At 71.9% G+C, this 23,387-nt stretch carries 23 protein-coding genes; 17 read left to right on the forward strand and 6 right to left on the reverse strand.

Features of this window, described 5'->3' with window-relative positions:
- Positions 1-164: 164 nt before the first annotated feature.
- The gene (locus tag IE246_RS05430; RefSeq protein WP_189987920.1) at positions 165-1,076 is read right to left on the reverse strand and encodes a methyltransferase domain-containing protein; all 912 of its coding nucleotides are present in this window, start codon (positions 1,074-1,076) and stop codon (positions 165-167) included.
- A gap of 71 nt (positions 1,077-1,147) precedes the next feature.
- Here IE246_RS05430 and IE246_RS05435 point away from each other — a divergent pair, with 71 nt between their 5' ends.
- The 14 genes from IE246_RS05435 to IE246_RS05500 all read left to right on the forward strand — a co-directional run bounded on the left by IE246_RS05435 (position 1,148) and on the right by IE246_RS05500 (position 13,743).
- Positions 1,148-1,909, forward strand: a complete 762-nt coding sequence (locus IE246_RS05435; protein WP_189987921.1) for a ComF family protein — start codon at positions 1,148-1,150, stop codon at positions 1,907-1,909.
- A gap of 103 nt (positions 1,910-2,012) precedes the next feature.
- On the forward strand, positions 2,013-2,420 hold the full coding sequence (locus IE246_RS05440; protein ID WP_229836433.1) for a hypothetical protein: 408 nt from the start codon (positions 2,013-2,015) through the stop codon (positions 2,418-2,420).
- 97 nt (positions 2,421-2,517) lie between these two features.
- Positions 2,518-2,784, forward strand: a complete 267-nt coding sequence (gene grxC / locus IE246_RS05445; RefSeq protein WP_189987923.1) for a glutaredoxin 3 — start codon at positions 2,518-2,520, stop codon at positions 2,782-2,784.
- 34 nt (positions 2,785-2,818) lie between these two features.
- Positions 2,819-3,676 carry a carbon-nitrogen hydrolase family protein gene (locus IE246_RS05450; protein ID WP_189987924.1) on the forward strand — a complete coding sequence of 286 codons (858 nt, stop codon included), beginning with the start codon at positions 2,819-2,821 and terminating at the stop codon, positions 3,674-3,676.
- 534 nt (positions 3,677-4,210) lie between these two features.
- The gene (locus IE246_RS05455; protein WP_189987925.1) at positions 4,211-4,492 is read left to right on the forward strand and encodes a helix-turn-helix domain-containing protein; all 282 of its coding nucleotides are present in this window, start codon (positions 4,211-4,213) and stop codon (positions 4,490-4,492) included.
- 10 nt (positions 4,493-4,502) lie between these two features.
- Positions 4,503-6,512 (forward strand): hydrogenase 4 subunit B, encoded by a 2,010-nt coding sequence (gene hyfB, locus IE246_RS05460; RefSeq protein ID WP_189987926.1) that lies wholly within the window; start codon positions 4,503-4,505, stop codon positions 6,510-6,512.
- Complete coding sequence (locus IE246_RS05465; RefSeq protein ID WP_189987927.1) at positions 6,503-7,459, forward strand: respiratory chain complex I subunit 1 family protein; 957 nt, start codon at positions 6,503-6,505, stop codon at positions 7,457-7,459. The genes hyfB and IE246_RS05465 overlap by 10 nt, the downstream gene beginning before the upstream one ends.
- Entirely contained in the window at positions 7,459-8,121 is a 663-nt protein-coding gene (locus IE246_RS05470; RefSeq protein WP_189987928.1) for a hydrogenase-4 component E, read from the forward strand. Before IE246_RS05465 ends, IE246_RS05470 begins: the two co-directional genes overlap by 1 nt.
- On the forward strand, positions 8,118-9,569 hold the full coding sequence (locus IE246_RS05475) for a hydrogenase 4 subunit F (RefSeq protein WP_189987929.1): 1,452 nt from the start codon (positions 8,118-8,120) through the stop codon (positions 9,567-9,569). Before IE246_RS05470 ends, IE246_RS05475 begins: the two co-directional genes overlap by 4 nt.
- Before the next feature lie 15 nt (positions 9,570-9,584).
- Entirely contained in the window at positions 9,585-11,093 is a 1,509-nt protein-coding gene (locus tag IE246_RS05480; RefSeq protein WP_189987930.1) for a hydrogenase large subunit, read from the forward strand.
- Between the two features lie 9 nt (positions 11,094-11,102).
- Entirely contained in the window at positions 11,103-11,612 is a 510-nt protein-coding gene (locus IE246_RS05485) for an NADH-quinone oxidoreductase subunit B family protein (protein WP_189987931.1), read from the forward strand.
- Positions 11,613-11,836: 224 nt separating this feature from the next.
- The gene (locus IE246_RS05490) at positions 11,837-12,634 is read left to right on the forward strand and encodes a shikimate dehydrogenase family protein (RefSeq protein WP_189987932.1); all 798 of its coding nucleotides are present in this window, start codon (positions 11,837-11,839) and stop codon (positions 12,632-12,634) included.
- Positions 12,635-12,657: 23 nt separating this feature from the next.
- Positions 12,658-13,332 carry a hypothetical protein gene (locus tag IE246_RS05495; protein ID WP_189987933.1) on the forward strand — a complete coding sequence of 225 codons (675 nt, stop codon included), beginning with the start codon at positions 12,658-12,660 and terminating at the stop codon, positions 13,330-13,332.
- A 51-nt stretch (positions 13,333-13,383) separates the two neighbouring features.
- Positions 13,384-13,743, forward strand: coding sequence for a hypothetical protein (locus tag IE246_RS05500; RefSeq protein WP_189987934.1), 360 nt, complete (start codon positions 13,384-13,386; stop codon positions 13,741-13,743).
- 33 nt (positions 13,744-13,776) lie between these two features.
- On the opposite strand, the gene IE246_RS05505 is transcribed toward IE246_RS05500, so the two are convergent.
- The 3 genes from IE246_RS05505 to IE246_RS05515 all read right to left on the reverse strand — a co-directional run bounded on the left by IE246_RS05505 (position 13,777) and on the right by IE246_RS05515 (position 17,316).
- Positions 13,777-13,992, reverse strand: a complete 216-nt coding sequence (locus IE246_RS05505; protein ID WP_189987935.1) for a hypothetical protein — start codon at positions 13,990-13,992, stop codon at positions 13,777-13,779.
- A 212-nt stretch (positions 13,993-14,204) separates the two neighbouring features.
- Positions 14,205-16,556, reverse strand: a complete 2,352-nt coding sequence (locus IE246_RS05510) for a xanthine dehydrogenase family protein molybdopterin-binding subunit (protein ID WP_444545900.1) — start codon at positions 16,554-16,556, stop codon at positions 14,205-14,207.
- A 109-nt stretch (positions 16,557-16,665) separates the two neighbouring features.
- The gene (locus IE246_RS05515) at positions 16,666-17,316 is read right to left on the reverse strand and encodes a CatB-related O-acetyltransferase (protein WP_189987936.1); all 651 of its coding nucleotides are present in this window, start codon (positions 17,314-17,316) and stop codon (positions 16,666-16,668) included.
- A 275-nt stretch (positions 17,317-17,591) separates the two neighbouring features.
- Between IE246_RS05515 and IE246_RS05520 the strand changes: the two genes are divergently transcribed.
- From IE246_RS05520 to IE246_RS05530, 3 genes are all read left to right on the forward strand, one after another.
- A complete protein-coding gene (locus tag IE246_RS05520) occupies positions 17,592-18,899 on the forward strand; it encodes a DUF1835 domain-containing protein (RefSeq protein WP_189987937.1) in 1,308 nt (435 codons plus the stop codon).
- A 25-nt stretch (positions 18,900-18,924) separates the two neighbouring features.
- A complete protein-coding gene (locus tag IE246_RS05525) occupies positions 18,925-19,845 on the forward strand; it encodes a glutaminase (RefSeq protein ID WP_189987938.1) in 921 nt (306 codons plus the stop codon).
- Positions 19,846-19,995: 150 nt separating this feature from the next.
- On the forward strand, positions 19,996-21,621 hold the full coding sequence (locus IE246_RS05530) for a vWA domain-containing protein (RefSeq protein WP_189987939.1): 1,626 nt from the start codon (positions 19,996-19,998) through the stop codon (positions 21,619-21,621).
- Between the two features lie 49 nt (positions 21,622-21,670).
- On the opposite strand, the gene IE246_RS05535 is transcribed toward IE246_RS05530, so the two are convergent.
- Together IE246_RS05535 and IE246_RS05540 are read right to left on the reverse strand one after the other, a co-directional pair.
- Positions 21,671-22,018, reverse strand: a complete 348-nt coding sequence (locus IE246_RS05535) for a DUF4286 family protein (protein ID WP_189987940.1) — start codon at positions 22,016-22,018, stop codon at positions 21,671-21,673.
- Between the two features lie 31 nt (positions 22,019-22,049).
- Positions 22,050-23,315 (reverse strand): MFS transporter, encoded by a 1,266-nt coding sequence (locus IE246_RS05540; protein ID WP_229836436.1) that lies wholly within the window; start codon positions 23,313-23,315, stop codon positions 22,050-22,052.
- Positions 23,316-23,387 lie beyond the last annotated feature (72 nt).

A 23,387-nucleotide genomic window follows, 5' to 3' on the forward strand; every position in this document is an offset into this window, starting at 1 on the left:
CGCGACCGAGCTTTTCGCCTTGGGCCGACATAGATCTTCAAGTGGATATACGCGACGAATTCGGAATGGATCTGGAAAGCAGGAAGATTTGTTTTCGCCCCATTGCGTAGCCACCGGCGCTTCCGGGTATCTACCCGGGTCAACTGCGCTCCGCCACAAGCGGCTTACCCGCCGGCGAGATCGCCCGTTCCGCGCTCGGCCGCCCCGATCGCATCGGCCAGCCGGGCCGACGCCGAGCCCGGCCGCAGCGGCTTCGGCTGGTCGGCCGACGGCGCCCAGGCGGTCAGGTACAGCACCTGGAAGCGTGCCGGCACCCGGCCGTCGGGGCCGGCGAAGCGCTCGGCATAGATCTCGGCGGCGCGGGCGAACAGGGCGCGCGGGCTGAACTGCCGGCGGCGCTCCAGCACGGCGTTGGCCTCGCCCATGCCGCGCAGGTCGCGCAGCAGGTGGAACGCGGTCTCGTAGGTCACCGGGATGGTGTCGGCGTCGGCCACCGGCAGCGCGAAGCCGGCGCGCTGCAGCAGGCCGGCGACGTCGCGCAGGTCGGCGAACGGCGACACCCGCGGGCTGACCCCGCCGGTCACCTCGCTCTCGGCCTCGAACAGCGCGTCGCGCAGCTCGACCAGGGTGTCGCCGCCGAGCATCGCCATCAGCAGCAGGCCGTCCGGCTTCAGGGCCCGGCGGATCTGCGCGAGCGCGCCCGGCAGGTCGTTCACCCAGTGCAGCGACAGCGCGCCGAACACCGCGTCGAGCGAGCCGTCGGCGAACGGCAGCGCCTCCTCGTCGACCGCCGCGGCCGGGCCGTCGGCGGCCCGCGCCCGCGCCCAGGCCGGCGCCAGGTCGGCCTGGATCAGGGTGTCGACCTTGCCGCTGGCCCGCAGCAGCCGGCCGAGCGCGCCGGACCGGGCGCCGAGCTCGAGCGCCACGGGAAATCGGCGGCGGATGTCGTCGAGCCGCTCGGCCAGCCGCTCGGCGACCTCCTGCTCCAGGAACGCGAAGTCCGCATAGCCCGGGATCGCGCGCTCGCGGCGGCGGCGCACCAGGGATCGGTCGAACACGAGCATCGGGTCGGTCATGGCCGGGTATATGGCGCAGCCGCCGGCCGAGCGCACCCCGAATTCCGCCTGGCCGTTCCATAGTCTGCCGAATGACCCGGCCCGGAACCGTGCTGAGCCCGACCGTCCTGACCCTGGCGCGCGGCGTGTCGACCGTCGTGCTGGACGCGTTGCTGCCGCCGCGCTGCGCCACCTGCGACGAACCGGTCGACCGGCCGCGCACCCTGTGCCTGGGGTGCTGGTCGAAGCTGGCCTTCATCGCCCACCCGCTGTGCGCGGTCTGCGGCGATCCGTTCGAGACCGCGCCGCCGGGCGAGCCGCTGTGCGGCGACTGCCTCGCCGCCCCGCCGCCCTGGCAGCGCGGCCGTTCGGCGCTGCGCTACGACGACGCCAGCCGCCCCCTGGTGCTCGACTTCAAGCACGGCGACCGCCTGCACCTGGCGGCGCTGCTGGCCGGCTGGATGCAGGCGGCCGGGGCCGAGCTGCTGGACAGTGCCGAGGTGATCGTGCCGGTGCCGCTGCACCGCTGGCGGCTGGTCGCCCGGCGCTACAATCAGTCCGCCGTGCTGGCGCAAGCGCTCGGCCACGCCACCGGCACCGCCGTCGCCGATCGGGCGCTGCTGCGGGTCAGGCGCACGCCGAGCCAGGGCAACCTGACCCGCAGCCAGCGCGCCCGCAACGTCCAGGGCGCGTTCCGGGTCGAGCCGCGGCGGCAGGGCGAGATCGCCGGCCGCCGGGTCCTGCTGGTCGACGACGTCCTGACCTCCGGCGCCACCGCGGCGGCGTGCACCCGGGTGCTGCTGCGCGCCGGCGCCGGCGCGGTCGACCTGCTGACCCTGGCCCGGGTAGTATGATTGGCAGCCTGAGGCCGCGGGTCTTCCCGCCCGGTGGCGCGCCGCCGGCCTGGGCAGGCGGCTTGAACACGGCATTCGGGCACGGCCCGGGAGGATGAGTTTAGTGTTCGCGATCAAGGCGGCCATCGACGACCCGTCGGCTGGGTCCTTCGTGCTCGCCGGTCAGAAGACCATGTATGGCGGCAAGAACATCGCCGCGGGCGACACGATCTTCGTGTTCGCCAGCGAGAACGAGGGCGGAACGGGCCTCGTTGCGCGCGGCATCGTTACGGCCGCCGAGAGCATCGCGCGAAGCCCCGGCATCGCCCGTCAGACCCCGCGCGTCAGTCTGACGATCCGACGCATGGCGCTGGCGAAGCGGCCGCTCGGGCGAAGCGCCCTTCGACCGTTCACCGATTGGACCGACGGCCGGCCCGAGACCGAGCTGAACTTCAAGTTCTACCGTCAGGCCACCAACAAGATCGTCGGGATCTCTGAACGGACGGCGGCGTTCCTCGACGGTTTCTTCTAGCGTTTCCGCGCGCGAATGTGACGGCTGTCATTCAGCGCCGCCGCTGGCGGAACCGCCGGACCGGCCCTATCTTTCGCCGGTACCCACGGAGACCCGCATGGCCAAGAAGATCGAGATCTACACCACCATGTTCTGCCCGTTCTGCTACCGGGCGAAGGCGCTGCTGAACAGCAAGGGCGTCGAGTTCACCGAATACGACGTCGGCGGCTCGTCCGAGGCGCGCGCCAAGATGCGCGAGCGGGCGGCCGGTCGGCACACCGTGCCGCAGATCTTCATCGACGATGTGGGCATCGGCGGCTCCGACGACCTTGCAGCACTCGACCGTCAGGGTAAGCTCGACGAGATGCTCGGCCTGACCGCCTGAGCCCGTTGTTGCCGCGCCCTCCCGGAGGCCCCCGATGACCAAGCTGACCGTCGCCTGCGTGCAGACCAACTCGACGCCCGATCCGCTCGAGAACGTCGAGCTGGTGTCGCCGATGATCCGCGAGGCGGCGGCACGCGGGGCCCAGTTGATCACCACGCCCGAGATCGTCGGCATGCTGGAGCCGAAGCGCGACCAGGCACTGGCCAAGGCGAAGTCCGAGGAGACCCACGAGGTCCTGACCGCGTTCCGCGGCCTCGCGGCCGAGCTGGGGGTATGGCTGCTGGTCGGCTCGATCTCGATCAAGGTGTCCGACGACAAGCTCGCCAACCGCAGCTTCCTGCTGGACGACCGCGGCAACGTGGTGGCGCGCTACTCGAAGATCCACATGTTCGACGTGCAGGTCGGCGACGGCCACACCTACCGGGAAAGCCACACCTACCAGCCCGGCGAGGAGGCGGTGATCGCCGAGACCCCGTGGGGCCGGATGGGCATGACCATCTGCTACGACATCCGGTTCCCGTACCTGTACCGCAAGCTGGCCCATGCCGGCGCCGAGGTGCTGTTCGCCCCCGCCGCCTTCACCAAGGTCACCGGCGAGGCGCACTGGCACGTGCTGCAGCGCGCCCGCGCCATCGAGACCGGCTGCTTCGTGGTCTCGGCCGCCCAGACCGGCACGCACGCCGGGGGGCGCCAGACCTTCGGGCATTCGGTGATCGTCGACCCCTGGGGCCGGGTGCTGGCCGACGCCGGCGAGGATGTCGGCGTGATCACCGCCGAGATCGACCTCGACGAGGTGGCGGCGGCCCGCGGCAAGATCCCATCGCTGACCCACGACCGCCAGATCGGCGACCCGGCGGTCTACGGCACCGCGTTGCGGCAGGCCGGTGAGTAGCGGCACGCCGCACGGCTGAGTGCTCCCCTACCCTGGGTCCCGGCTCGCCGCTGGCGCGGCGTCCGGGATGAGGCCGGAGGGAGTAGTCTGACTTTTGTCCTCATCCCGGCCGTAGCGGCACTGCCGCGGAGAGCCGGGACCAGTGTCGCGGTTGCAGGCTACGACGCTGCAACCTCGTGCATCGCCCGGGCCGGCGCGGGCTCGGCCCATTCGTCCCGTGCCGAGCGGCGCAATACGGTCGGCCGTGCCCACATCTCCATCTCCACCGCCCCATCCCGCACCGCTCCATCCCGGCGCATCGCCTGAACCAGGGCCATCGCCCCCACCATTCGCTGGACCGTCACGTCTCGCCTTTCCCGCAGGGCGACCGCCTGCGTCGGGTCTGTTGCCGCCGTTATTCGTGACATTAATGCGAATGACTTGCAATAGCTGTGTTGCTGTCGATCATTATCCGGCAGTTTTGATGCTTGACACATCACATACGTGGTATCAGCATTCATATCTCCTGCTTGTCCGTCTACCCAGCCGACTCGAATGATCACCGCCGCCCAACTGCGCGCCTCCCGCGCCCTCCTCGGCATCGACCAGCGCCGGCTGGCCGAGTTGTCGGGACTGTCCGTGCCGACCATCCAGCGCATGGAGGCCAGCGCCGGCGTGATCCGGGGCAACGTCGACTCGCTGATGAAGCTGGTCGGCGCCCTGGACGCCGCCGGCATCGAGCTGATCGCCGAGGGCGCCGTCAGCAGCGACGGCGGCCGCGGCATCCGCCTCAAGTCGGCGCCCACCGCCGACGCTCCATCGACCCAGGCCAAGTGAGCCGCGCGCGATGACCGTCGTCTCCCTCGCCTGTGTCGCCGTGCTGCTCGCGACCGCCGTGGTCGGGATGGCGGCGGGCCGGCATCCCGCGGGCCGGCCGCTGGTCTACGGCCTCGGTCTGGTGGCGACCGTCGTCGCCTTCGGCTCGGCGGTCGCGGCCATGGTCGCGCCCCCGGCCGCCGCTTCCGAGGTCGTGCTGCCGCTCGGCCTGCCCTGGCTCGGAGCGCATTTCCGGATCGACGCGCTGTCGGCGTTCTTCCTGGCGGTCGTGAACCTCGGGGCCGCCTTCGCCTGCCTGTACGGGCTCGGCTACGGCCGCCACGAGGAGGCGCCGCACCGGGTGCTGCCGTTCCTGCCGGCGTTCCTGGCCGGCATGAACCTGGTGGTGATGGCGGCCGACGCCTTCGGCTTCCTGCTGTCGTGGGAGTTCATGTCGCTGGCGTCCTGGGCGCTGGTCCTGGCTCACCACCGCGACCCCGAGAACGGTCACGCCGGCTACGTCTACCTGGTGATGGCCAGCTTCGGCACGCTCGCCCTGCTGCTCACCCTCGGCCTGCTGGCGGGGCCGGACGGCGGCTATGCCTTCGCCGCGATGCGCGGCGTAGAGCGCGAGGCAGGCATGGCGACCCTGGTGCTGGTGCTCGCGCTGATCGGCGCCGGCTCCAAGGCCGGCCTGGTGCCGCTGCACGTCTGGCTGCCGCTGGCGCACCCGGCGGCGCCCAGCCACGTGTCGGCGCTGATGAGCGGGGTGATGACCAAGGTCGCGATCTACGGATTCGTGCGCATCGTCTTCGACCTGCTGGGGCCGTCACCGTGGTGGTCGGGGATGGTCGTGCTGGCGATCGGCGGCGCCAGCGCCGTGCTCGGCGTGCTGTACGCGCTGATGCAGACCGACCTGAAGCGTCTGCTCGCCTACAGCACCATCGAGAACGTCGGCATCGTGTTCGTGGCCCTCGGCCTCGCCCTGGCATTCCGGTCGAACGGCATGGCGCTGGCGGCGGCCCTCGCCTTCACCGCAGCGTTGCTGCACGTCCTGAACCACTCGCTGTTCAAGAGCCTGCTGTTCTTCGGCGCAGGCGCGGTGCTGTCGGCGACCCATGAGCGCAACGTCGAGCGGCTCGGCGGGCTCATCCACCGGATGCCGGCGACCAGCGCGCTGTTCCTGGTCGGCTGCGTGGCGATCTCGGCGCTGCCGCCGCTGAACGGCTTCGTATCGGAGTGGCTGGCGTTCCAGGCGGTGCTGCAGAGCCCGGAGCTGCCGCAATGGGGCCTGCGCATCATGGTGCCGGCGGTCGGCGGCCTGCTGGCGCTGGCGGCGGCGCTGGCCGGTGCCTGCTTCGTGAGGGCGTTCGGCATCACCTTCCTCGGCCGCCCGCGGTCGGCGGCGGCGGAGGCCGCGCACGAGGTCGACCGGCTGTCGATCGCGGCGATGGCCGGCCTCGGCGTGCTGTGCCTGCTGGCCGGCATCCTGCCGGGCACCCTGATCGACGCCCTGGCGCCGGCCGCCGAGCTGGCGGTCGGCGGCCGCATGCCGGCCCAGCAGGCGGTCGACTGGCTGACCATCGTGCCGATCGCCGAGAGCCGCAGCTCGTACAACGGCCTGCTGGTGTTCCTGTTCATCGCCGCCTCGGCGTCGCTGGCGGTGCTGGCGATCCACCGGTTCGCCTCGCGCGCGGTGCGCCGGGCGCCGGCCTGGGACTGCGGCTTCCCGGTGCCGAGCCCGGACACCCAGTACACCGCCGGCAGCTTCGCGCAGCCGATCCGCCGGGTGTTCGCCAGCATGGCGTTCCGCGCCCGCGAGCGGGTCGAGATGCCGCCGCCCGGCGATCCCCGCCCGGCGCGGCTGACGGTCGAGATGCACGACCCGGTCTGGGACTGGCTGTACGCCCCGGTCGCCGCCGCCGTCGGGTGGATTGCCGACCGCATGAACCGGCTGCAGTTCCTGACCATCCGCCGCTACCTCGGCATGGTGTTCCTGTCGCTGGTCGGGCTGCTCATGGTGATCGCGCTATGGCCCTGATCCTCGACCTCCTCGTCCAGGGCGCGCAGATGGCGGTGGTGCTGCTGCTGGCACCGCTGCTGACCGGCTTCGTGCGCAAGATCAAGGCGCGGCTGCAGCGCCGGCGCGGCGCCTCGGTGCTGCAGCCCTACCGCGACCTCGCCCGGCTGCTGCGCAAGGAGGCCGTAGTCGCCGAGAACGCGTCCTGGCTGTTCCGGGCGGCACCCTACCTGATGGTCGCCGCCACCTGGGTGGCCGCGGCCCTGGTCCCGACCTTCGCCACCGGCCTGATCTTCAGCTGGTCGGCCGACCTGATCGCCATCATCGCGCTGCTCGGCAGTGCGAGGTTCTTCCTGGCGCTGGCCGGCATGGACGTCGGCACCAGCTTCGGCGGCATCGGCGCCAGCCGCGAGATGATGATCGCCTCGCTGGCCGAGCCGGCGATGCTGCTGATCGTCTTCACCCTGGCGCTGACCGCCGGGTCGACCCAGCTCGCTACCATCGCCGAGCTGTTCACCCGGCCGGAGGTCGGCCTCAGGGTATCGCTCGGCCTCGCCCTGGTCGCCCTGGTGATGGTGGCGATCGCCGAGAACGGCCGGATCCCGATCGACAACCCGGCCACCCACCTGGAGCTCACCATGGTGCACGAGGCCATGGTGCTGGAGTACTCCGGCCGGCACCTGGCGATGATCGAGCTGGCCGCGTCCCTCAAGCTGCTGCTGTACGTGTCGCTGATCGCCGCGCTGTTCGTGCCGTGGGGGCTGGCGCTGCCGGGCACCGGCGGCGGCGCCTACGCCGTCGGCCTCGTGACCTACCTGGCCAAGCTCGCGGTCGGCGGTGTCCTGCTGGCGGTGTTCGAGACCTCGATCGCCAAGATGCGGGTGTTCCGCGTGCCGGAGTTCCTGGGGGCAGCCCTGATGCTCGGCCTGCTCGGCACCCTGCTGCTGTTCGTGTCGCGGAGCCTCTGATGGGCGACCTCACCTTCGACATCGCCCACATGCTCGCCGGCGGCCTGGTGCTGCTCAGCTTCGTCATGCTGTACCAGGACCGGCTGTACGCGCTGCTGAACGTCTACGCCCTGCACGCCGTGGTGCTGGCGGCCTCGGTCGCCTGGCAGGCCTTCGCGCAGGACGCGCCGCACCTGTACGTGACCGCGGCGATCGCCCTGGCCTTCAAGGCGGTGGTCATCCCGACCGCCCTGCACCGGATCATCCGCCGCCTCGGCATCCACCGCGAGATCGAGACCGTGGGCGGCGTCGGCCCGACCATGCTGGCCGGCATGGGGCTGGTGGCGCTGTCGCTGGCGGTGATGCTGCGGATCACACCCGAGGCCGAGCCGCTGGCCCGCGAGGACCTGGCGTTCGCCCTGTCGGTCGTGCTGCTGGGCCTGCTGATGATGGTGACCCGCCGCAATGCGGTCAGCCAGGTGGTCGGCTTCATGTCGCTGGAGAACGGGCTGGTGCTGGCTGCCGCCGGCGCCAAAGGCATGCCGCTGGTGGTCGAGATCAGCGTGGCGTTCTCGATCCTGATCGCGTTCATCGTGATCGGGATCTTCCTGTTCCGCATCCGCGAGCGCTTCGACACCGTCGATCTGCACGCCCTCGACCGGTTCCGGGGAGAGCGGCGATGAACGGGCTCGGCTTCGACGCGGTCGCCGCGGTCCTGCTGCTGCCGCTCGCCGGGGCGGCGCTGCTGGCGGTGCTGCCGGGCTACCGGCTGACCGCCCGGCTCAACGTGCTGGTCTCGGGACTGACCCTGGCGGCGGCGCTGGCGCTGGTCCTGGACGGCCGGCCGGAGCCCGGGACCTACCTGCTGGTCGACGACCTGAACATCGTCTTCATCGTCCTCAACACCTTCGTCGGCTTCACCACCAGCGTGTTCAGCGCCAGCTACATCGGCCACGAGCTGGAGAGCGGCCGCCTGACCCCGACCTACCTGCGTTTCTACCACGCCATGTACCAGGTCATGATGTTCGGGATGAACCTGGCGCTGGTCGCGAACAACATCGGCCTGATGTGGGTCGCGGTCGAGCTGGCGACGCTCACCACCGTGCTGATGGTCGGGATCTACCGCACCCACGAGGCGCTCGAGGCGGCCTGGAAATACTTCATCCTGGGCAGCGTCGGCATCGCGCTGGCGCTGTTCGGCACCATCCTGGTCTACATGGCGGCCCGGCCGGTGGTCGGCGAGGGCATGGACGCCATGGTGTGGACCGTGCTGCTGGAGCGCGCCGCCGGCTTCGACCCGGCGCTGGTCAACGTCGCCTTCGTGTTCCTGCTGCTCGGCTACGGCACCAAGGTCGGGCTGGCGCCGCTGCACGCCTGGCTGCCGGACGCCCACGCCGAGGGCCCGACGCCGATCTCGGCGGTGCTGTCCGGCCTGCTGCTGAACGTCGCCCTGTACGCGGTGCTGCGCTTCAAGCTGCTGCTGGCCGCCAACCCCGGCGGCATCGCCACCGGGCCGCTGATGGTGACCATGGGGCTGGCCTCGGTGCTGCTGGCGGCGGTCATGCTGTACCGCCGGCGCGACATCAAGCGGCTGTTCGCCTACTCCTCGATCGAGCACATGGGCATCATCGTGTTCGCCTTCGGCATGGGCGGGCCGCTCGCCAACTTCGCCGGGCTGCTGCACATGGTCATGCACAGCCTCACCAAGTCGGCGATCTTCTTCGCGGTCGGCCACGTCGCCCAGATCAAGGGCACCCAGCGGATGTCCGAGATCGGCGGCCTGACCGAGACCCATCCCTGGCTGGGATGGAGCCTGGTGCTGGGCGTCGTGGCGATCGCCGGGCTGCCGCCGATGGGCATCTTCATGAGCGAGTTCCTGCTGGTCAGCTCGACCTTCGCCCGCGCGCCGGTGCTCACCGTGATCCTGGTCGCCGGCCTGCTGCTGGCGTTCGGTGCCCTGCTGATGCGGCTGAACGGCCTGGCGTTCGGCGAGCCGAAAGGGGCGACCGCCCCGGCCCACGCCTCGTATGTCCCGATGTTCGCGCATCTGGCGCTGGTGCTGGCGGCCGGGCTGTTCCTGCCCGGGCCGGTGGTCGCCTGGTTCCAGAACGTCGCCGCCCTGCTCGGCTAGGAGGGAGACGCGGACATGACGGCGCTGATCGATCTCATCCAGCAGGGCCGGCCGGTCGACGGCCACCGGCCGTGGCCGCGCGCCATCGTCGACGCCGACCTGTGGGAGGTCGCGGCCGCGCACCTCGCGGCCGGCGACTGGTCGCTGCTCGACCTGTGGGGCGAGCCGGACCGGGTGCACATGACGCTGCTGGAGGAGGCCGGCGCCACCGTCGGCACCGTCAGCCTGGACTGCCCGGATCGCCGCTACCCGTCGATCGCCCGCCGGCACCCGCCGGCGCTGCGCCTGGAACGTACGCTGCGCGACCTGTACGGGCTGGAGCCGGTCGGCCTGGCCGACGACCGCGCCTGGCTTGACCATGACCGCTGGGGCGTGCGGCATCCGCTCGGGAGCGCCGAGCAGGACTTCGAGCCGCTGCCGAAGTACCGGTTCCTGCCGGCCGAGGGCGAGAGCCTGCACCGGATCCCGGTCGGCCCGGTGCATGCCGGCATCATCGAGCCCGGGCATTTCCGATTCACCGCCAACGGCGAGACCGTGGTGCGGCTGGAGGAACGGCTGGGCTACGTCCACAAGGGCATCGACAGCCTGATGGCCGGCGCGGCGATCGAGCGTGCGGCGATGCTGGCCGGCCGCACCTCCGGCGACAGCACCGTTGCCTATGCGCTGGCCTTCTCGGCGGCGGTCGAGGCCGCACTCGGGATGGAGGTTCCGGCCCGCGCCGTCGCCCTGCGCGCGGTGATGGCGGAGCTGGAGCGGCTGGCCAACCACTTCGGCGACATCGGCGCGATCTGCAACGACGCGGCGTTCGCGATGATGCACGCCCACACCGGGGTGCTGCGCGAGCGCGTGCTGCGCGCATCCGACGCCGCCTTCGGGCACCGGCTGATGCGCGACCGGGTCGTCCCGGGCGGCGTCGCCGTCGACCTTACCGCCGACGGCATCGCCGCGATCCGCGCCCTGCTGGCCGAGGCGCACCGCAGCTTCCCGCCGCTGGTCACCTTGTACGACGAGACCGCCTCGCTGCAGGACCGCACGGTGACCACCGGCATCGTCGGTGAGCCGCTGGTCCGGCAGTACGCCGCCGGCGGCTATGTCGGCCGTGCCTCCGGCCGCAGCTTCGACGCCCGCCGGCTGCCCGGCTACGCGCCCTATGCCGACCTGCCGTTCGAGGTGCCGGTGCGCCACGACGGCGATGTTAACGCCCGGGTCTGGATCCGCATCCAGGAGGTCGGCCAGAGCCTGGCGCTGATCGAGGCCCTGCTGGAGCGCCTGCCCGGCGGGCCGCTCCACGTGCCGCTGCCGGCCGGTTCCGGCGAGGGTGCGGCGCTGGTCGAGGGGTTCCGCGGCGACGTGCACGCCTGGGTGCGGATCGCCGCCGACGGGACGGTCGAGCGCTGCCGGCTGCGCGACCCGTCCTGGTTCCAGTGGCCGCTGCTGGAGGCCGCGATCGAAGGCAACATCGTCGCGGACTTCCCGCTCTGCAACAAATCGTTCAACTGCTCCTACTCCGGCCACGATCTCTAGGAGACGGCGATGCGCAAGCTCCTCCTCGACGGCCTGCTGAAGCGCCCACTGACCGAGCCGGCACCGCCGCCGGACGATGCCGGGCTGGCCGAGCTGGCGACCCGGATCCGCCGGAAACTGGGCCGCAGCCTGTCGATCCGCGAGGTCGACGCCGGCTCGTGCAACGGCTGCGAGCTGGAGATCCACGCCCTCAACAACGCGTTCTACGACCTCGACCGGTTCGGCATCCGGTTCGTCGCCTCGCCGCGCCACGCTGACGTGCTGCTGGTGACCGGGCCGGTGACCAGGAACATGCGCGAGGCCCTGGAACGGACCTGGAACGCCACCCCCGACCCGAAATGGGTGGTCGCGGTCGGCGACTGCGCGCTCGACGGCGGCTTGTTCGCCGGCAGCTACGCGGTCGAGGGCGGGGTCTCGTCGGTGATCCCGGTCGACCTGCACATCCGCGGCTGCCCGCCCTCGCCGACCGCCCTGCTGCAGGGCCTGCTGGCGCTGCTGGAGAAGGCCGAGCGGGGGTAGCCGACGGAGCAACCGGTGGATCCCGGATCGACCGCGCCGGGGCGGCGCGTCCGTCCGGGATGACGTCGGGAAAGAAACGCCGCCGGCGCCCTTCTTCCTGACGTCATCCCGGAGCGGAGCGCCGGAGGCGGCCCGCATCCGGGACCCACGAAGCGACGGGCGCCCCTTGGCAGCGCCCCCAACGATGGCATGATGCCCCGGTCCGGACCGGAACCGAGGGCTCCATGCTCGAGCGCCTGAGCGGCGACACCCGCCTGTATCTCACCGTCGGCCACCCGATCCCCCAGGTGAAGTCGCCCGGCGGCATCACCCGCGGGTTCGAGGCGCGCGGCGCCAACGCGATCCTGGTCCCGGTCGAGGTGCCGCCGGACCGCATCGACATGTTCTTCGAGCTGGCCGCCGACATCGGCAACCTCGACGGCATGGTGGTGACAATCCCGCACAAGTTCCGGGCCCGCCAGGCCTGCGCCACGGTCTCGCCGCGCGCCGAGCTGCTGGGCGCGGCCAACGTACTGCGGCGGAACCCGGACGGCGGCTGGCACGGCGACATGACCGACGGCATCGGCTTCTGCAACGCGGTGCGCGCCAAGGGCATCGGCCTCGCCGGTCGCCGCGCCCTGCTGATCGGCGCCGGCGGCGCCGGCTCGGCGATCGCGCTGTCGCTGCTCGACGGCGGGGTCGAGAGCCTGGCGGTGTTCGACCTGGACACCGGTCGGCGCGACGCGCTGGTCGGCAAGCTGGCGACGCGATATCCGAACGTCGCCGCCGCGCCGGCCGCCGACCCGGCCGGCTACGGGCTGATCGCCAACGCCTCGCCCGCCGGCATGCGGCCGGACGACCCGCTGCCGGTCGACGCCGCCGGGCTGACCCCGGCCATGCACGTCGGCGACGTGGTGACCGCCCCCGAGGTGCCACCGTTGATCGTCGCCGCGCGGGCCGCCGGCTGCACCACCAACACCGGCACCGAGATGTACCGGGCCCAGGTCGACGTCATCACCGACTTCCTGCTCGGTCGCGACTGACCAACAGACAACCGGAGGAAACCATGCAGAGCCGCACCGGCGCGTTCCTGGCGATCTGGCACGACATCGACCCGGCCATGGAGCCCGAGTGGCACCGCTGGCACACCTACGAGCACATGCCCGAGCGCGTCGGCATCCCCGGCTTCCTGGCCGGCCGCCGCTACATGCGCGACGACGCCCCGCAGCAGCGCTGCTTCACGCTATACGAGGGCGCCGACCTGTCGGTATTCAACAGCCCGGCCTATCTCGAGCGCCTGAACGCGCCGACCGAGTGGACCCGCAAGATGGCACCGGCGTTCCGCAACTTCATGCGCGGCGCCTGCCGCCGGGTTGCCACGGCCGGCGCCGCGCACGGCTATGCCGGCAGCGTCCTGACGATCCGCCTGGAGCCCGACGGCAGCCTCGACGAAGCGGCCGCCCGGACGCTGGTCGAGCGGGTCGCCGGGATCGAGGGCGTCGTCGGTGCGCATATCGGGATATGCGACCGCGAGGTCACCCGCACCGAGACCAACGAACGCGCCCTGCGCAGCGCCACCGGCGAGCAGTCGCTGGACGGCGTCGTGGTGGTGGAGGCCTACGACCCCGGCCTGCTGGACGCGGCGGCCGGCGACATCGAAGCCCTGGTCGCGTCGGCCGGCCTCGGCTTCCGCCCAGGCTTCCGGCAGAACTACACCCTCGCCTACCTGCTGCAGGAATAGCCCGCCCGGTTGTGGTACCCTGGTGACCGCCACCGGAAAGGGAAGGATCTTATGCGGACGATCCAAGCAGTTGCTGTAGCGCTCGGCCTCCTGCTCGCGCCGGTCGGCGCCGCGGCCCAGACTGCAGGGGTACCGGCAGCGCCGGCCGCCGATAGCGGCGGATGGAGCACCGCCACCATGCTGGCGGTCGGAACCGGCGCCGTGGTCGGCGTGGTCGCCCTCAACATGGTGACCGGCGGGACGATGCTGGCCCCGATGGTCGGCCCGGCGGTGTCGAACGCGGTCGGCGGCAACATGCTCGGCGCCGCCGCCCTGTCGGCGCCGGCCCGTCAGGCGCTGTGCCGCACCATCACGGTCCTGGCGACCGCGGCGGCCGGCGCCGGCGTCGGCTACTGGCTGGTCAGCGAATAGCCCGCCGCAACGGGTGGCGGGTGCCGGCGTCCTCTACTGGGCCGGCGCGCCGTGCAAGGGCGCCGGCGCCAGCATGTAGTCGTACGCCCACATCGACACCAGGCCACTGGCGACCGCGGCGGTCACCGCCGTCGTGGTGACCGGCATGACCGCGAACATGTAGCCGGTCATCGCCCCCATCGCGACGTACATGGACCGCATGACGTCGTCGCCGGTGGTCTGATGCGCCGACGGCGCCTCCGTCGACACGCCGAACCAACCTCCGGAAGCGGCCGCCGGGGCGGACGCCTCGGCCGACGCGCCCCGCGGAACCAACGCAACTGCCGTGAGCAGCAGTACCGCCGCCATCAACGCACGCATCGCCGTCACTCCACGCAGCACAAGACCCATGCACCCGGCAGCATTGCCGAAAAGCCCGCCGACGGCCAGTCCGAACGTCCGCCGGCTGTCGGTTCCGTCGGTCAGCGGCGCGCGTCGCGGATCGCCCGCCACACCTTCTCGGGCGTGGCCGGCATGTCGATATGCTTGATTCCGAGCTCTGAAAGGGCGTCGACCACGGCGTTCATCACCGATGTCAGCGAGCCCGCGCAGCCGGCCTCGCCGCAGCCCTTGGCGCCCAGCGGGTTGGTGGTCGCCGGCACCGAATGGGTCTCGAACGCGAACATCGGCACGTCGCCGGCGCGCGGCACCGCATAGTCCATGTACGAGCCGGTCAGCACCTGGCCGTCCCGGTCGTACACGCAGTGCTCCATCAGCGCCTGGCCGATGCCCTGGACGATGCCGCCATGCGACTGGCCCTCGACCAGCAGCGGGTTCACCACCGTCCCGAAGTCGTTGACCATGTGGTAGCGCACGACCTCGACCACGCCGGTGTCCGGGTCGATCTCGACCTCGGCGACGTGGCAGCCGTTCGGGAACGCCGACGGCGACGCCTTGTGAACGTGCCGGACGTCCAGGGTGTGCGGCACGTCGGCCGGCAGATCGAGGCCGGCGCGCAGCTTCTCGGCGATCTCCATGATCCCGATCGACCGGTCGGTGCCGGCGATCGAGAACCGGCCGGCCCTGAACTCGATGTCGGGCACCGCCGCCTCCAGCAGGTGGCCGGCAATCTGCCGGCCGGCCTCGATCACCTTGTCGCCGGCCTCCACGATGGCGGCGCCGCTGGCCATGATCGACTTCGACCCGCCGGTGCCGCCGCCGGCGATCAGCTCGTCGCTGTCACCCTGCAGCAGCCGGATCTTCTCGAACGGCACCCCGATCCGGCTGTGCAGCACCTGGGCGAACGCCGTCCAGTGGCCCTGCCCGTAGTCCAGGGTGCCGGTGATGACGGTGACCGTGCCGTCGTCCTCGAAGCGGATGCCGCCCATCTCGTTCGCCGGCGGCGCCGTCACCTCCAGGTAGTCGCCGAGGCCGAGGCCGCGCAGCTTGCCGCGCGCCCGGCTCTCGGCCTTGCGCGCCGCGAAGCCGTCCCAGTCGGCGAACCGCACCGCCTGCTCCATCAGCGCGGTGAAGTCGCCGCTGTCGTAGGTCAGGCCGGAGCAGGCGTCGTACGGGATGGCGTCGGCCGGGATGTGGTTGCGGCGGCGCAGCTCGATCCGGTCGATGCCGGTCTCGCGGGCGGCGGTGTCGACCAGCCGCTCCATGTAGTAGTTGCTCTCGGGCCGCCCGGCGCCGCGATAGGCGCTGACCGGCGAGGTGTTGGTGAACACGCACTTGCTCGACACTTCCAGCGCCGGCACCCGGTACACGCTGGTGACGTTCTTGACGATGTTCAGGGTCGCCGCGACCGGGCTGACCTGGCCGACATAGGCGCCCATGTTGCCGTAGCCGTCGATCCGCACCGCCAGGAACCGGCCGTCTCCATCGAGCGCCAGCTCCGCGGTCATGTCGTGGTCGCGGCCGGCCTGGTCGGCCAGGAAGCTCTCCGACCGGTCGGCGGTCCACTTCACCGGCCGGCCGAGCGCCCGGGCGGCGTGCAGCAGCGGCGCGTACTCCGGGTACACGAACGCCTTCATGCCGAACGACCCGCCGACGTTGCCGGTCAGCACCCGGACCCTGGCCCGGTCGACCTTCAGGATGTCGTCGGCCAGCAGGTTGCGCAGCCCGAACGCGCCCTGGCTGCCGAGGCGGATCGTCCAGCGGTCGTCGGCCGGGTCGTACTCGGCGATCGCGGCCCGCGGCTCCAGCGCCGAGACCACGACGCGGTTGTTGCGGATCGTCAGGCGGGTGACGTGGGCGGCCTCGGCGAACGCCCTGGCCACCGCCTCGCGGTCGCCGTAGTGGTAATCGAGGACGACGTTGTTCGGGGTCCCGTCGTAGAGCTGCGGCGCGCCGTCGGCCGCACCGGCGCGGGCGTCGGTGACCGCCGGCAGCGGGTCGATGTCGAGCATCACCGCCTCGGCGGCGTCGCGCGCCTGCGCCGCGGTCTCGGCCACCACCAGCGCCACCGGGTCGCCGACGAACCGCACCTTGTCGGTCGGGAAGGACGGGCGCAGCGGGTTGCGCATCTCGGAGCCGTCGGCGTTCTTCAGCGGTGCGGCGCACCGGATCGGCCCGTAGGCCGCGAGGTCGGCGCCGGTGTAGACCGCGAGCACGCCCGGCATCGCCAGGGCATCCGAGGCGTCGATGCCGTTCAGCACGCCGTGCGCGACCGACGAGCGCACGAACACCCCGTAGGCCTGGCCGTCGCGGTTCAGGTCGTCGGTGTACCGGCCCCGGCCGGTCAGCAGTGTCGGGTCCTCGTTGCGCGGCACCGGCTGGCCCACGCCGAACTTCATGGTGGCGAGCTCCGCCTCGTCGAAAATCGCGTTCACGGCATGTCTCCTGCACAGCGGACCGGACGGTCGCGCCGAAACCTAGACGAACTCCGCGGCCTTCGCCCAGTCCCGTGCCTGGAAGACACCCGTGCCGGGGAACGGCGGGTCAGAGCCGCTCCATCCGACCGAACACCAGGTCGGGGATCGCCTCGGTGACCCGCTCGACCGGCCAGTCCCACCAGGCGAGGTCGAGCAGCCGGGCGACCGTGGCGTCGTCGAAGCGCCGGCGCACCACGCGGGCCGGATTGCCCGCCACCACCGTGTAGGGCGGCACGTCCCGGGCCACCACCGCCCGCGCGCCGACGACCGCGCCGGTCCCGATCGTGACTCCGGGCATCACCATGCTCTCGCAGCCGAACCAGACGTCGTGGCCGACCATGGTGTCGCCCGTCGCGGGCACCGGCAGCTCCGCGACCGGCAACCGCTCCGCCCACTCGCCGCCGAAGATCGGGAACGGGTAGGTCGTGAACCCCGCCATCGCGTGGTTGGCGTCGGGCATCACGAAGGTGGTCCCCGACGCCAGGGCGCAGTACCTGCCGATCGTCAGGCGGGCGCCGCTGTAGCCGTAGTTGTAGCGGAGGTTGCGCTCGAAGAACGGCAGCGGGTCGACGGCGTCGTCGTAGTAGCTGAAATCGCCGACCTCGACGTTGTCCGGCCGCCCGCACTCGGCCAGCCGCTGCCGCAGGAGCGGCTTCAGGAACACCGTTCGGTCGTGGCCCGGCAGCGGGTACAGCCGGTCGGGATCGGGTGGGGCCATGATGCACCGGCGGGTTGCGGTCGCGTGGAACCGGACACTACCCGATCGGCCCGGCCGCACCCACTGCGCATGCGCCGCCCTTGCACCCCGGCCGGTCCGTGGCTAGCGTCGTCGGACGAGACCGATGCAGATCCGGTCCATCGACGAGGCGGCGCGCAGGGCGGGACCCCTGCCGACCGGACGGTCCGCCGGAGCCCTCGTCGCCGACAGGCCGCGCGCCCCTCCGCCCGTCCGGGGGGCCCGACCGGACCGGAGCCGGTCCAAGGGAGGCCGCCATGTCCGTTGCCGTGCCCGCGAAGCCCGACTTCGAACTCGACGATCCCCGCCCGCTCGACCTGGAAGGCCAGCGGCAGCGCGCCCGCGACCTGCAGCGCGCGGTCCTGGCCGGCGAGCCGGACGCGCTCGCCCGCCTGCGGGCCCATCATCCGCGGGCCGCCGGCCTGTCCGACGAGAGCCTCGCCGCCATCCACCTGCAGCCGGACGATGCCCAGCTGGTCATCGCCCGCGAGCTCGGGCTCGGCAGCTGGCCGGCACTGGTCGCCCATGCCGGCCGGCTGGCCGAGGCACGACGGACCCTGGCCGGCCCGCCAACAGCGCCGGACGCCGACCGCCCGACCCTGCACGTCCGGTGCGGCAGCGACATCCGCGACGGCTTGCGGGCGGCCGGCTTCGCCGGCGACTTCCTGGAGGTCTCCGACCCGGTCTGCCAGGGTCCGGTACCGGCCGACGGCGACCTGCGGGCCGTCCGGGCCCGCTTCGTCGCCGAGGCCTACGGCCTGCCGCCGGCCGAGGCGCGGCGGCGGCTGGACGCCGAGGCCGAGGGGCTGGCGTCGGCCGCCGACGGCTACGACCGGGTCGTGCTGTGGTTCGAGCACGACTCCTACGACCAGCTGATTCTGGCGCGGGTCCTGGCGCACTTCGCCGCGAACGCCCTACCGCCGCGGCTGGAACTCATCTGCATCGACCGGTTCCCGCTGATCGACCGCTTCATCGGCCTCGGCCAGCTCAGCCCGGTCGAGCTGCGCAGCCTGTGGTCGACCCGGACGCCGGTGCTCGACACCCAGCTGGCGCTCGGCACCGAGGTCTGGGCGGCGCTGCGGGCACCGGACCCGAGCGCCCTGCACGCGATCGCCACCGCCGGCACGCCGGAGCTGCCGACCATGGCGGGGGCCCTCCACCGCCACCTCCAGGAACTGCCCTGGACGACCGACGGGCTGGCCCTGACCGAGCGGCTGGCGCTGACGGCCCTGCGACCGGAGCCGGACACCGCCGGCCGGGTGTTCGGCGTCCTGACCCGCGAGACCGAGCCGCTGCCGTTCCTCGGCGACCTGATGCTGTGGGCCGTCATCGCGGCGATGAACCGGGCCGAGCGGCCGCCGTTCGCGGTCGATCCGGCGACCGCGCTGGAACCCTGGCCTCACCGCCGGCTGGTCCTGACTTATGACGGCCACGACGTGCTGGACCGGCGGGTCGACTGGCTGGCCTGCCGGCCTCCGGAACGCTGGGTCGGCGGCGTCGCGATCCGGCGCGACGCGGAATCCTGGCGCTGGTCGCCGGACCGGGAGGCGCCGGTGCCGGTCTGAGCGCATCGGCCGGGGGCATCGCACGATGGACCTGACCTCGACGCTCGAACGGGTCGCCGAGCGGGCGCGACGGCACCTGACGGAAGGCCACGTGGCCGGCTACATCCCGGCGCTGGCGCGGGTCGACCCGTCGCGGTTCGGAATCGCCGTGGTTTCGGTAGACGGCCAGGTCTGGACCGCCGGCGACGCCCGGATGCCGTTCTCGATCCAGAGCATCTCCAAGGTCTTCACGCTGACCCTGGCGCTCGGCAAGGTCGGCCAGAGCCTCTGGGAGCGCATCGGTCGCGAGCCGTCGGGATCCGCCTTCAACTCGATCGTGCAGCTCGAGCGCGAAGGCGGCATACCGCGCAACCCATTCATCAACGCCGGCGCCATCGTGGTCACCGACGTGCTGCTGGACGGCCGGCCGCCACGGACGACGATCGACGAGATCCTCGGCTTCGTACGGCGGCGGGCCGACGACCCGACGGTGGCGATCGACGACGAGGTCGCGCGCTCCGAGTCCGAGACCGGACACCGCAACTACAGCCTCGCGCATTTCCTGGCCAGCTTCGGCCGGCTCCGCAATCCGGTCGACGACGCGCTGTCCGTCTACTTCCACCAGTGCGCCCTCAGCATGAACTGCGTGCAGCTGGCGCGCGCCGGGCTGTTCCTGGCCGCCGGCGGCCGGGATCCCCTGACCGGCGAGCAGGTCGTGGCGGCCGAGCGCGCCCGGCGCATCAACGCCCTGATGTTGACGTGCGGGCACTACGACGCATCGGGCGACGTGGCCTTCCGCATCGGCCTGCCGGGCAAGAGCGGGGTCGGTGGCGGCATCCTGGCGGTCGTGCCGAAACGCGCTGCGATTGCCGTCTGGTCGCCGGGCCTGAACGCCAACGGCAACTCGCACGCCGGGACCATCGCGCTCGAGCTGCTGGCCGACGAGATGGGCTGGAGCGTGTTCTGAGCTCCCCGCATGTGCGGACGACCTCGATATCGCGTGCTGCCCCTGCATTGCCCCGTTTGAACCCGCTTTCGCCCTGCAACGGTCCGGCCTGCGCCGCAATACCGCCGTCTCCTCACCCGGTTCCGTTCCATCCGAAGGGGGAGGACCCGAATGCGCACGATCGCCCATCGCGCCGGTGCCATGGCGGCATTGGCCGCCATCGCCCTGCTCGCAGGCTGCGAGACCCAGCCCGACCATGCTTTCGACCGGGCCCTGGGGAGCACCGCCGTCGCCCCGGCGCCGGCCGGACCGTCGCCCGCCAGGGCCCGGGCCCAGGGGCTGTTCGCCGCGCCGGCCCTCCCGCCGCTCGCCAGGAACCGCGAGAGCTACCAGCCGATCGACAGCAACCCGGTCCGGCTGGCGGCCGAGCACCCGGTGTCGACCTTCGGCGTCGACGTCGACACCGGTTCGTACAGCAACGTCCGCCGGTTCCTGAACGCCGGCACGATGCCGCCGGCCGATGCGGTGCGGGTCGAGGAACTGGTCAACTACTTCGACTACGGCTACGCCCGGCCGGCCGACGCCGGGACCCCGTTCGCGGTCACCACCGAGGTGGCCCGCACGCCGTGGAACCCGGACAGCTTCCTGCTGCAGATCGGCATCAAGGGCTACGACATCGATCGCGCGGACCGGCCGGCGGCCAACCTGGTGTTCCTGGTCGACGTCTCCGGCTCCATGCAGGCCCGGGACAAGCTGCCTCTGGTGGTCCAGAGCCTGAAGATGCTGACCGATCAGCTGACCGCCCGCGACCGGATCGCGGTGGTGACCTACGCCGGCCGCGCCGGCACCGTGCTGGAGCCGACCCCGGGCGACCGCAAGGCCGAGATCAGGGCGGCGCTCGACGGGCTGCAGGCCGGCGGCGGCACCGCCGGCGGTGCCGGGCTGAAGCGGGCCTACGAGCTGGCCGAGCGGGCCCGCATCGACGGCGGCGTCAACCGCGTGCTGCTGGCCACCGACGGCGACTTCAACGTCGGCGTCTCCGACGTCGGACAACTCAGGGAGCTGATCGCGGCCAAACGCCGGACCGGGATCACGCTGACCACGCTCGGCTTCGGAACCGGCAACTACCAGGAAGCGCTGATGGAGCAGATCGCCGACGTCGGCAACGGCAACTACGCTTATATCGACGGCCTGGCGGAGGCCCGCAAGGTGCTGGTCAACGAGATGAGCTCGACCCTGTTCACCATCGCCCAGGACGTGAAGGTGCAGGTCGAGTTCAACCCGGCCAAGGTCGCGGAGTACCGCCTGATCGGCTTCGAGAACCGGGTGCTGAAGCGCGCCGACTTCAACAACGACAGGGTCGACGCCGGCGACATCGGCGCCGGGCACACGGTCACGGCGCTGTACGAGATCGTGCCGGCCGGCGGCCGCGGCTCGGTCGACCCGCTGCGCTACGGCACGACGGGTCCGGCCGCGGTCTCGCCGGACGCCGCGGAGTTCGCGTTCCTGAAGCTGCGCTACAAGCTGCCCGGGCAGGACCGCAGCCGGCTGATCGAGCAGCCGCTGGCGGCGAGCCTGCTCGAAGGGTCGGGCTCGATCGAAGCCAGTGCCGACCTGCGTTTCGCCGCGGCGGTGGCGGCGTTCGGTCAGATCCTGCGCGGCGGCGAGCACACCGGCGGGTTCGACTACGGCGACGTGCTCGAGCTGGCGCGCGGCGCCCGCGGCGACGACCCGCTGGGCTACCGCGCCGGCTTCCTGACCCTGGTCGATCTGGCGCGCGGCCTGCAGGGCTCCTGACGCGGACGCAACGGGGCGGCGTCGTCCGCGACGGTGCCGCCCGACGCCGTCAGCTGACCTTGAACAGCTTGTGCTGGCGGTTGCGGGTGTAGGGCCGGACCTCGCTCGGCCAGCGGCCGCGCTCGACGGCAGCGGCCCATTCCGGGCTCAGCACCACGTCCGGGCTCTCGATCTCGTAGATCGCGGTGTAGCGCGGCCCCTCGAACGGCATCTCGCGCCGCTCGCCGCCCAGCATCATCGCCAGCGGCTCGGCGGTCGCCCGGGTCACCGACAGCACGCCCGGCACCTCCAGCAGGTAGGGCACGTGCTCCTGGTCGTAGACCTCGTTGAAGATCGCGTCCTTGTCGGGATCGACGTCCATGCTGGCCATCAGCACGTAGCGGGCGGAAATCGGCATTGCGGGTCCTCCTTTCGAGCCGGTTTCGGAGTCAGGCGACCGCCGCCGCCGGCCGTCGCCGGCCGAGCTGCAGCAGCAGGAACAGGGCGATCGCCGCGTTGACGAGGTTCCAGGCCAGGCCGTTCAGGAACGCCGCCTGGTAGGACAGTGTCAGGTCGTAGAGCGCACCGGACATCCAGCCGCCCAGCGCCATGCCGACCAGCGTCGCCGACAGCACCAGGCCGACCCGGGTGCCGGCCTGGGACGGCGGGAAGAACTGCCGGACGATCAGCGCGTAGGTCGGCACGATGCCGCCCTGCGACAGCCCGAACAGCGCCGACACCACGTACAGCGCCGCGACGCTGTCGAACGGCAGGAACAGCAGCAGCGACAGCGCCTGCAGCAGCGACGCCAGCAGCAGCGTCGGCAGCGGGCCGATGCGGTCGGCGATCCAGCCGAAGGTCAGCCGGCTGACGATGCCGGCGCCGAGCATCAGCGACAGCATCTCGGCGCCGCGCGCGGTGCCGTAGCCGAGGTCGGAGCAGTAGGCGACGATATGGACCTGCGGCATCGCCATGGCCACGCAACACGCCACGCCCGCCAGCATCAGCAGGGTCTGCAGCGCCGACGGCGACATCGGGGGCGCGGCCGGCCCGGACGCCGGCTTGTGCACCACCGAGGCCGACGCGGTGGCCAGGGTCGACGGCGCCCGGCGGCGCAGGGTCGCCGACAGCGGCAGCAGGGTGACGAAGCAGAACGCCGCGATCGCCAGATGGGTCTCGCGCCAGCCCCAGGCATCCATCATCGCCTGCACCACCGGCGGCCATACGGTGCCGGCCAGGTAGCTGCCGCTCGCCCCGATCGCCACCGCGATGCCGCGGCGGCGCACGAACCACAGCGACACGTCGGAGATGATCGGTCCGAAGGTCGCCGAGCTGCCGAGCAGGCCGATCAGCAGGCCCTGGGCCGCCACGAACTGCCACAGGCTGGTCGCCTGGCTGGACAGCGCATAGCCGAGCGCCAAGGCGACGGTACCGCCGCGCAGCGGCACCAGGATGCCGAACCGGTCGGCCAGGCGGCCCATCATGATGCCGCCGACCGCGAACCCGACCATGGTCATGGTGTAGGGCAGCGCGGCGTCGGCGCGGGCCACCTGGAACTCGGCCTCGACCGCCGGCAGGGTCACCACCACCGACCACAGGCCGACACCGCCGATCATGCTGACCAGCAGCGACATGGCGAGCCGATACCAGGCGTAGGCGCTATCGGCCTCGCCGGCCGGCGCCGCTCCTTCGGGGGCGCGACTGGCCGTGGTCACCTCGATCAATCCTCTCAGAAACCGGGCGGCCGGTAGGCTCCCGCCGCCCACGACGGCGCAATTGCCGTCGGG

Origin of the sequence: Thalassobaculum fulvum (assembly GCF_014652915.1) — a bacterium.
In the GTDB taxonomy this organism is placed as follows: Bacteria; Pseudomonadota; Alphaproteobacteria; order Thalassobaculales; family Thalassobaculaceae; genus Thalassobaculum_A; species Thalassobaculum_A fulvum.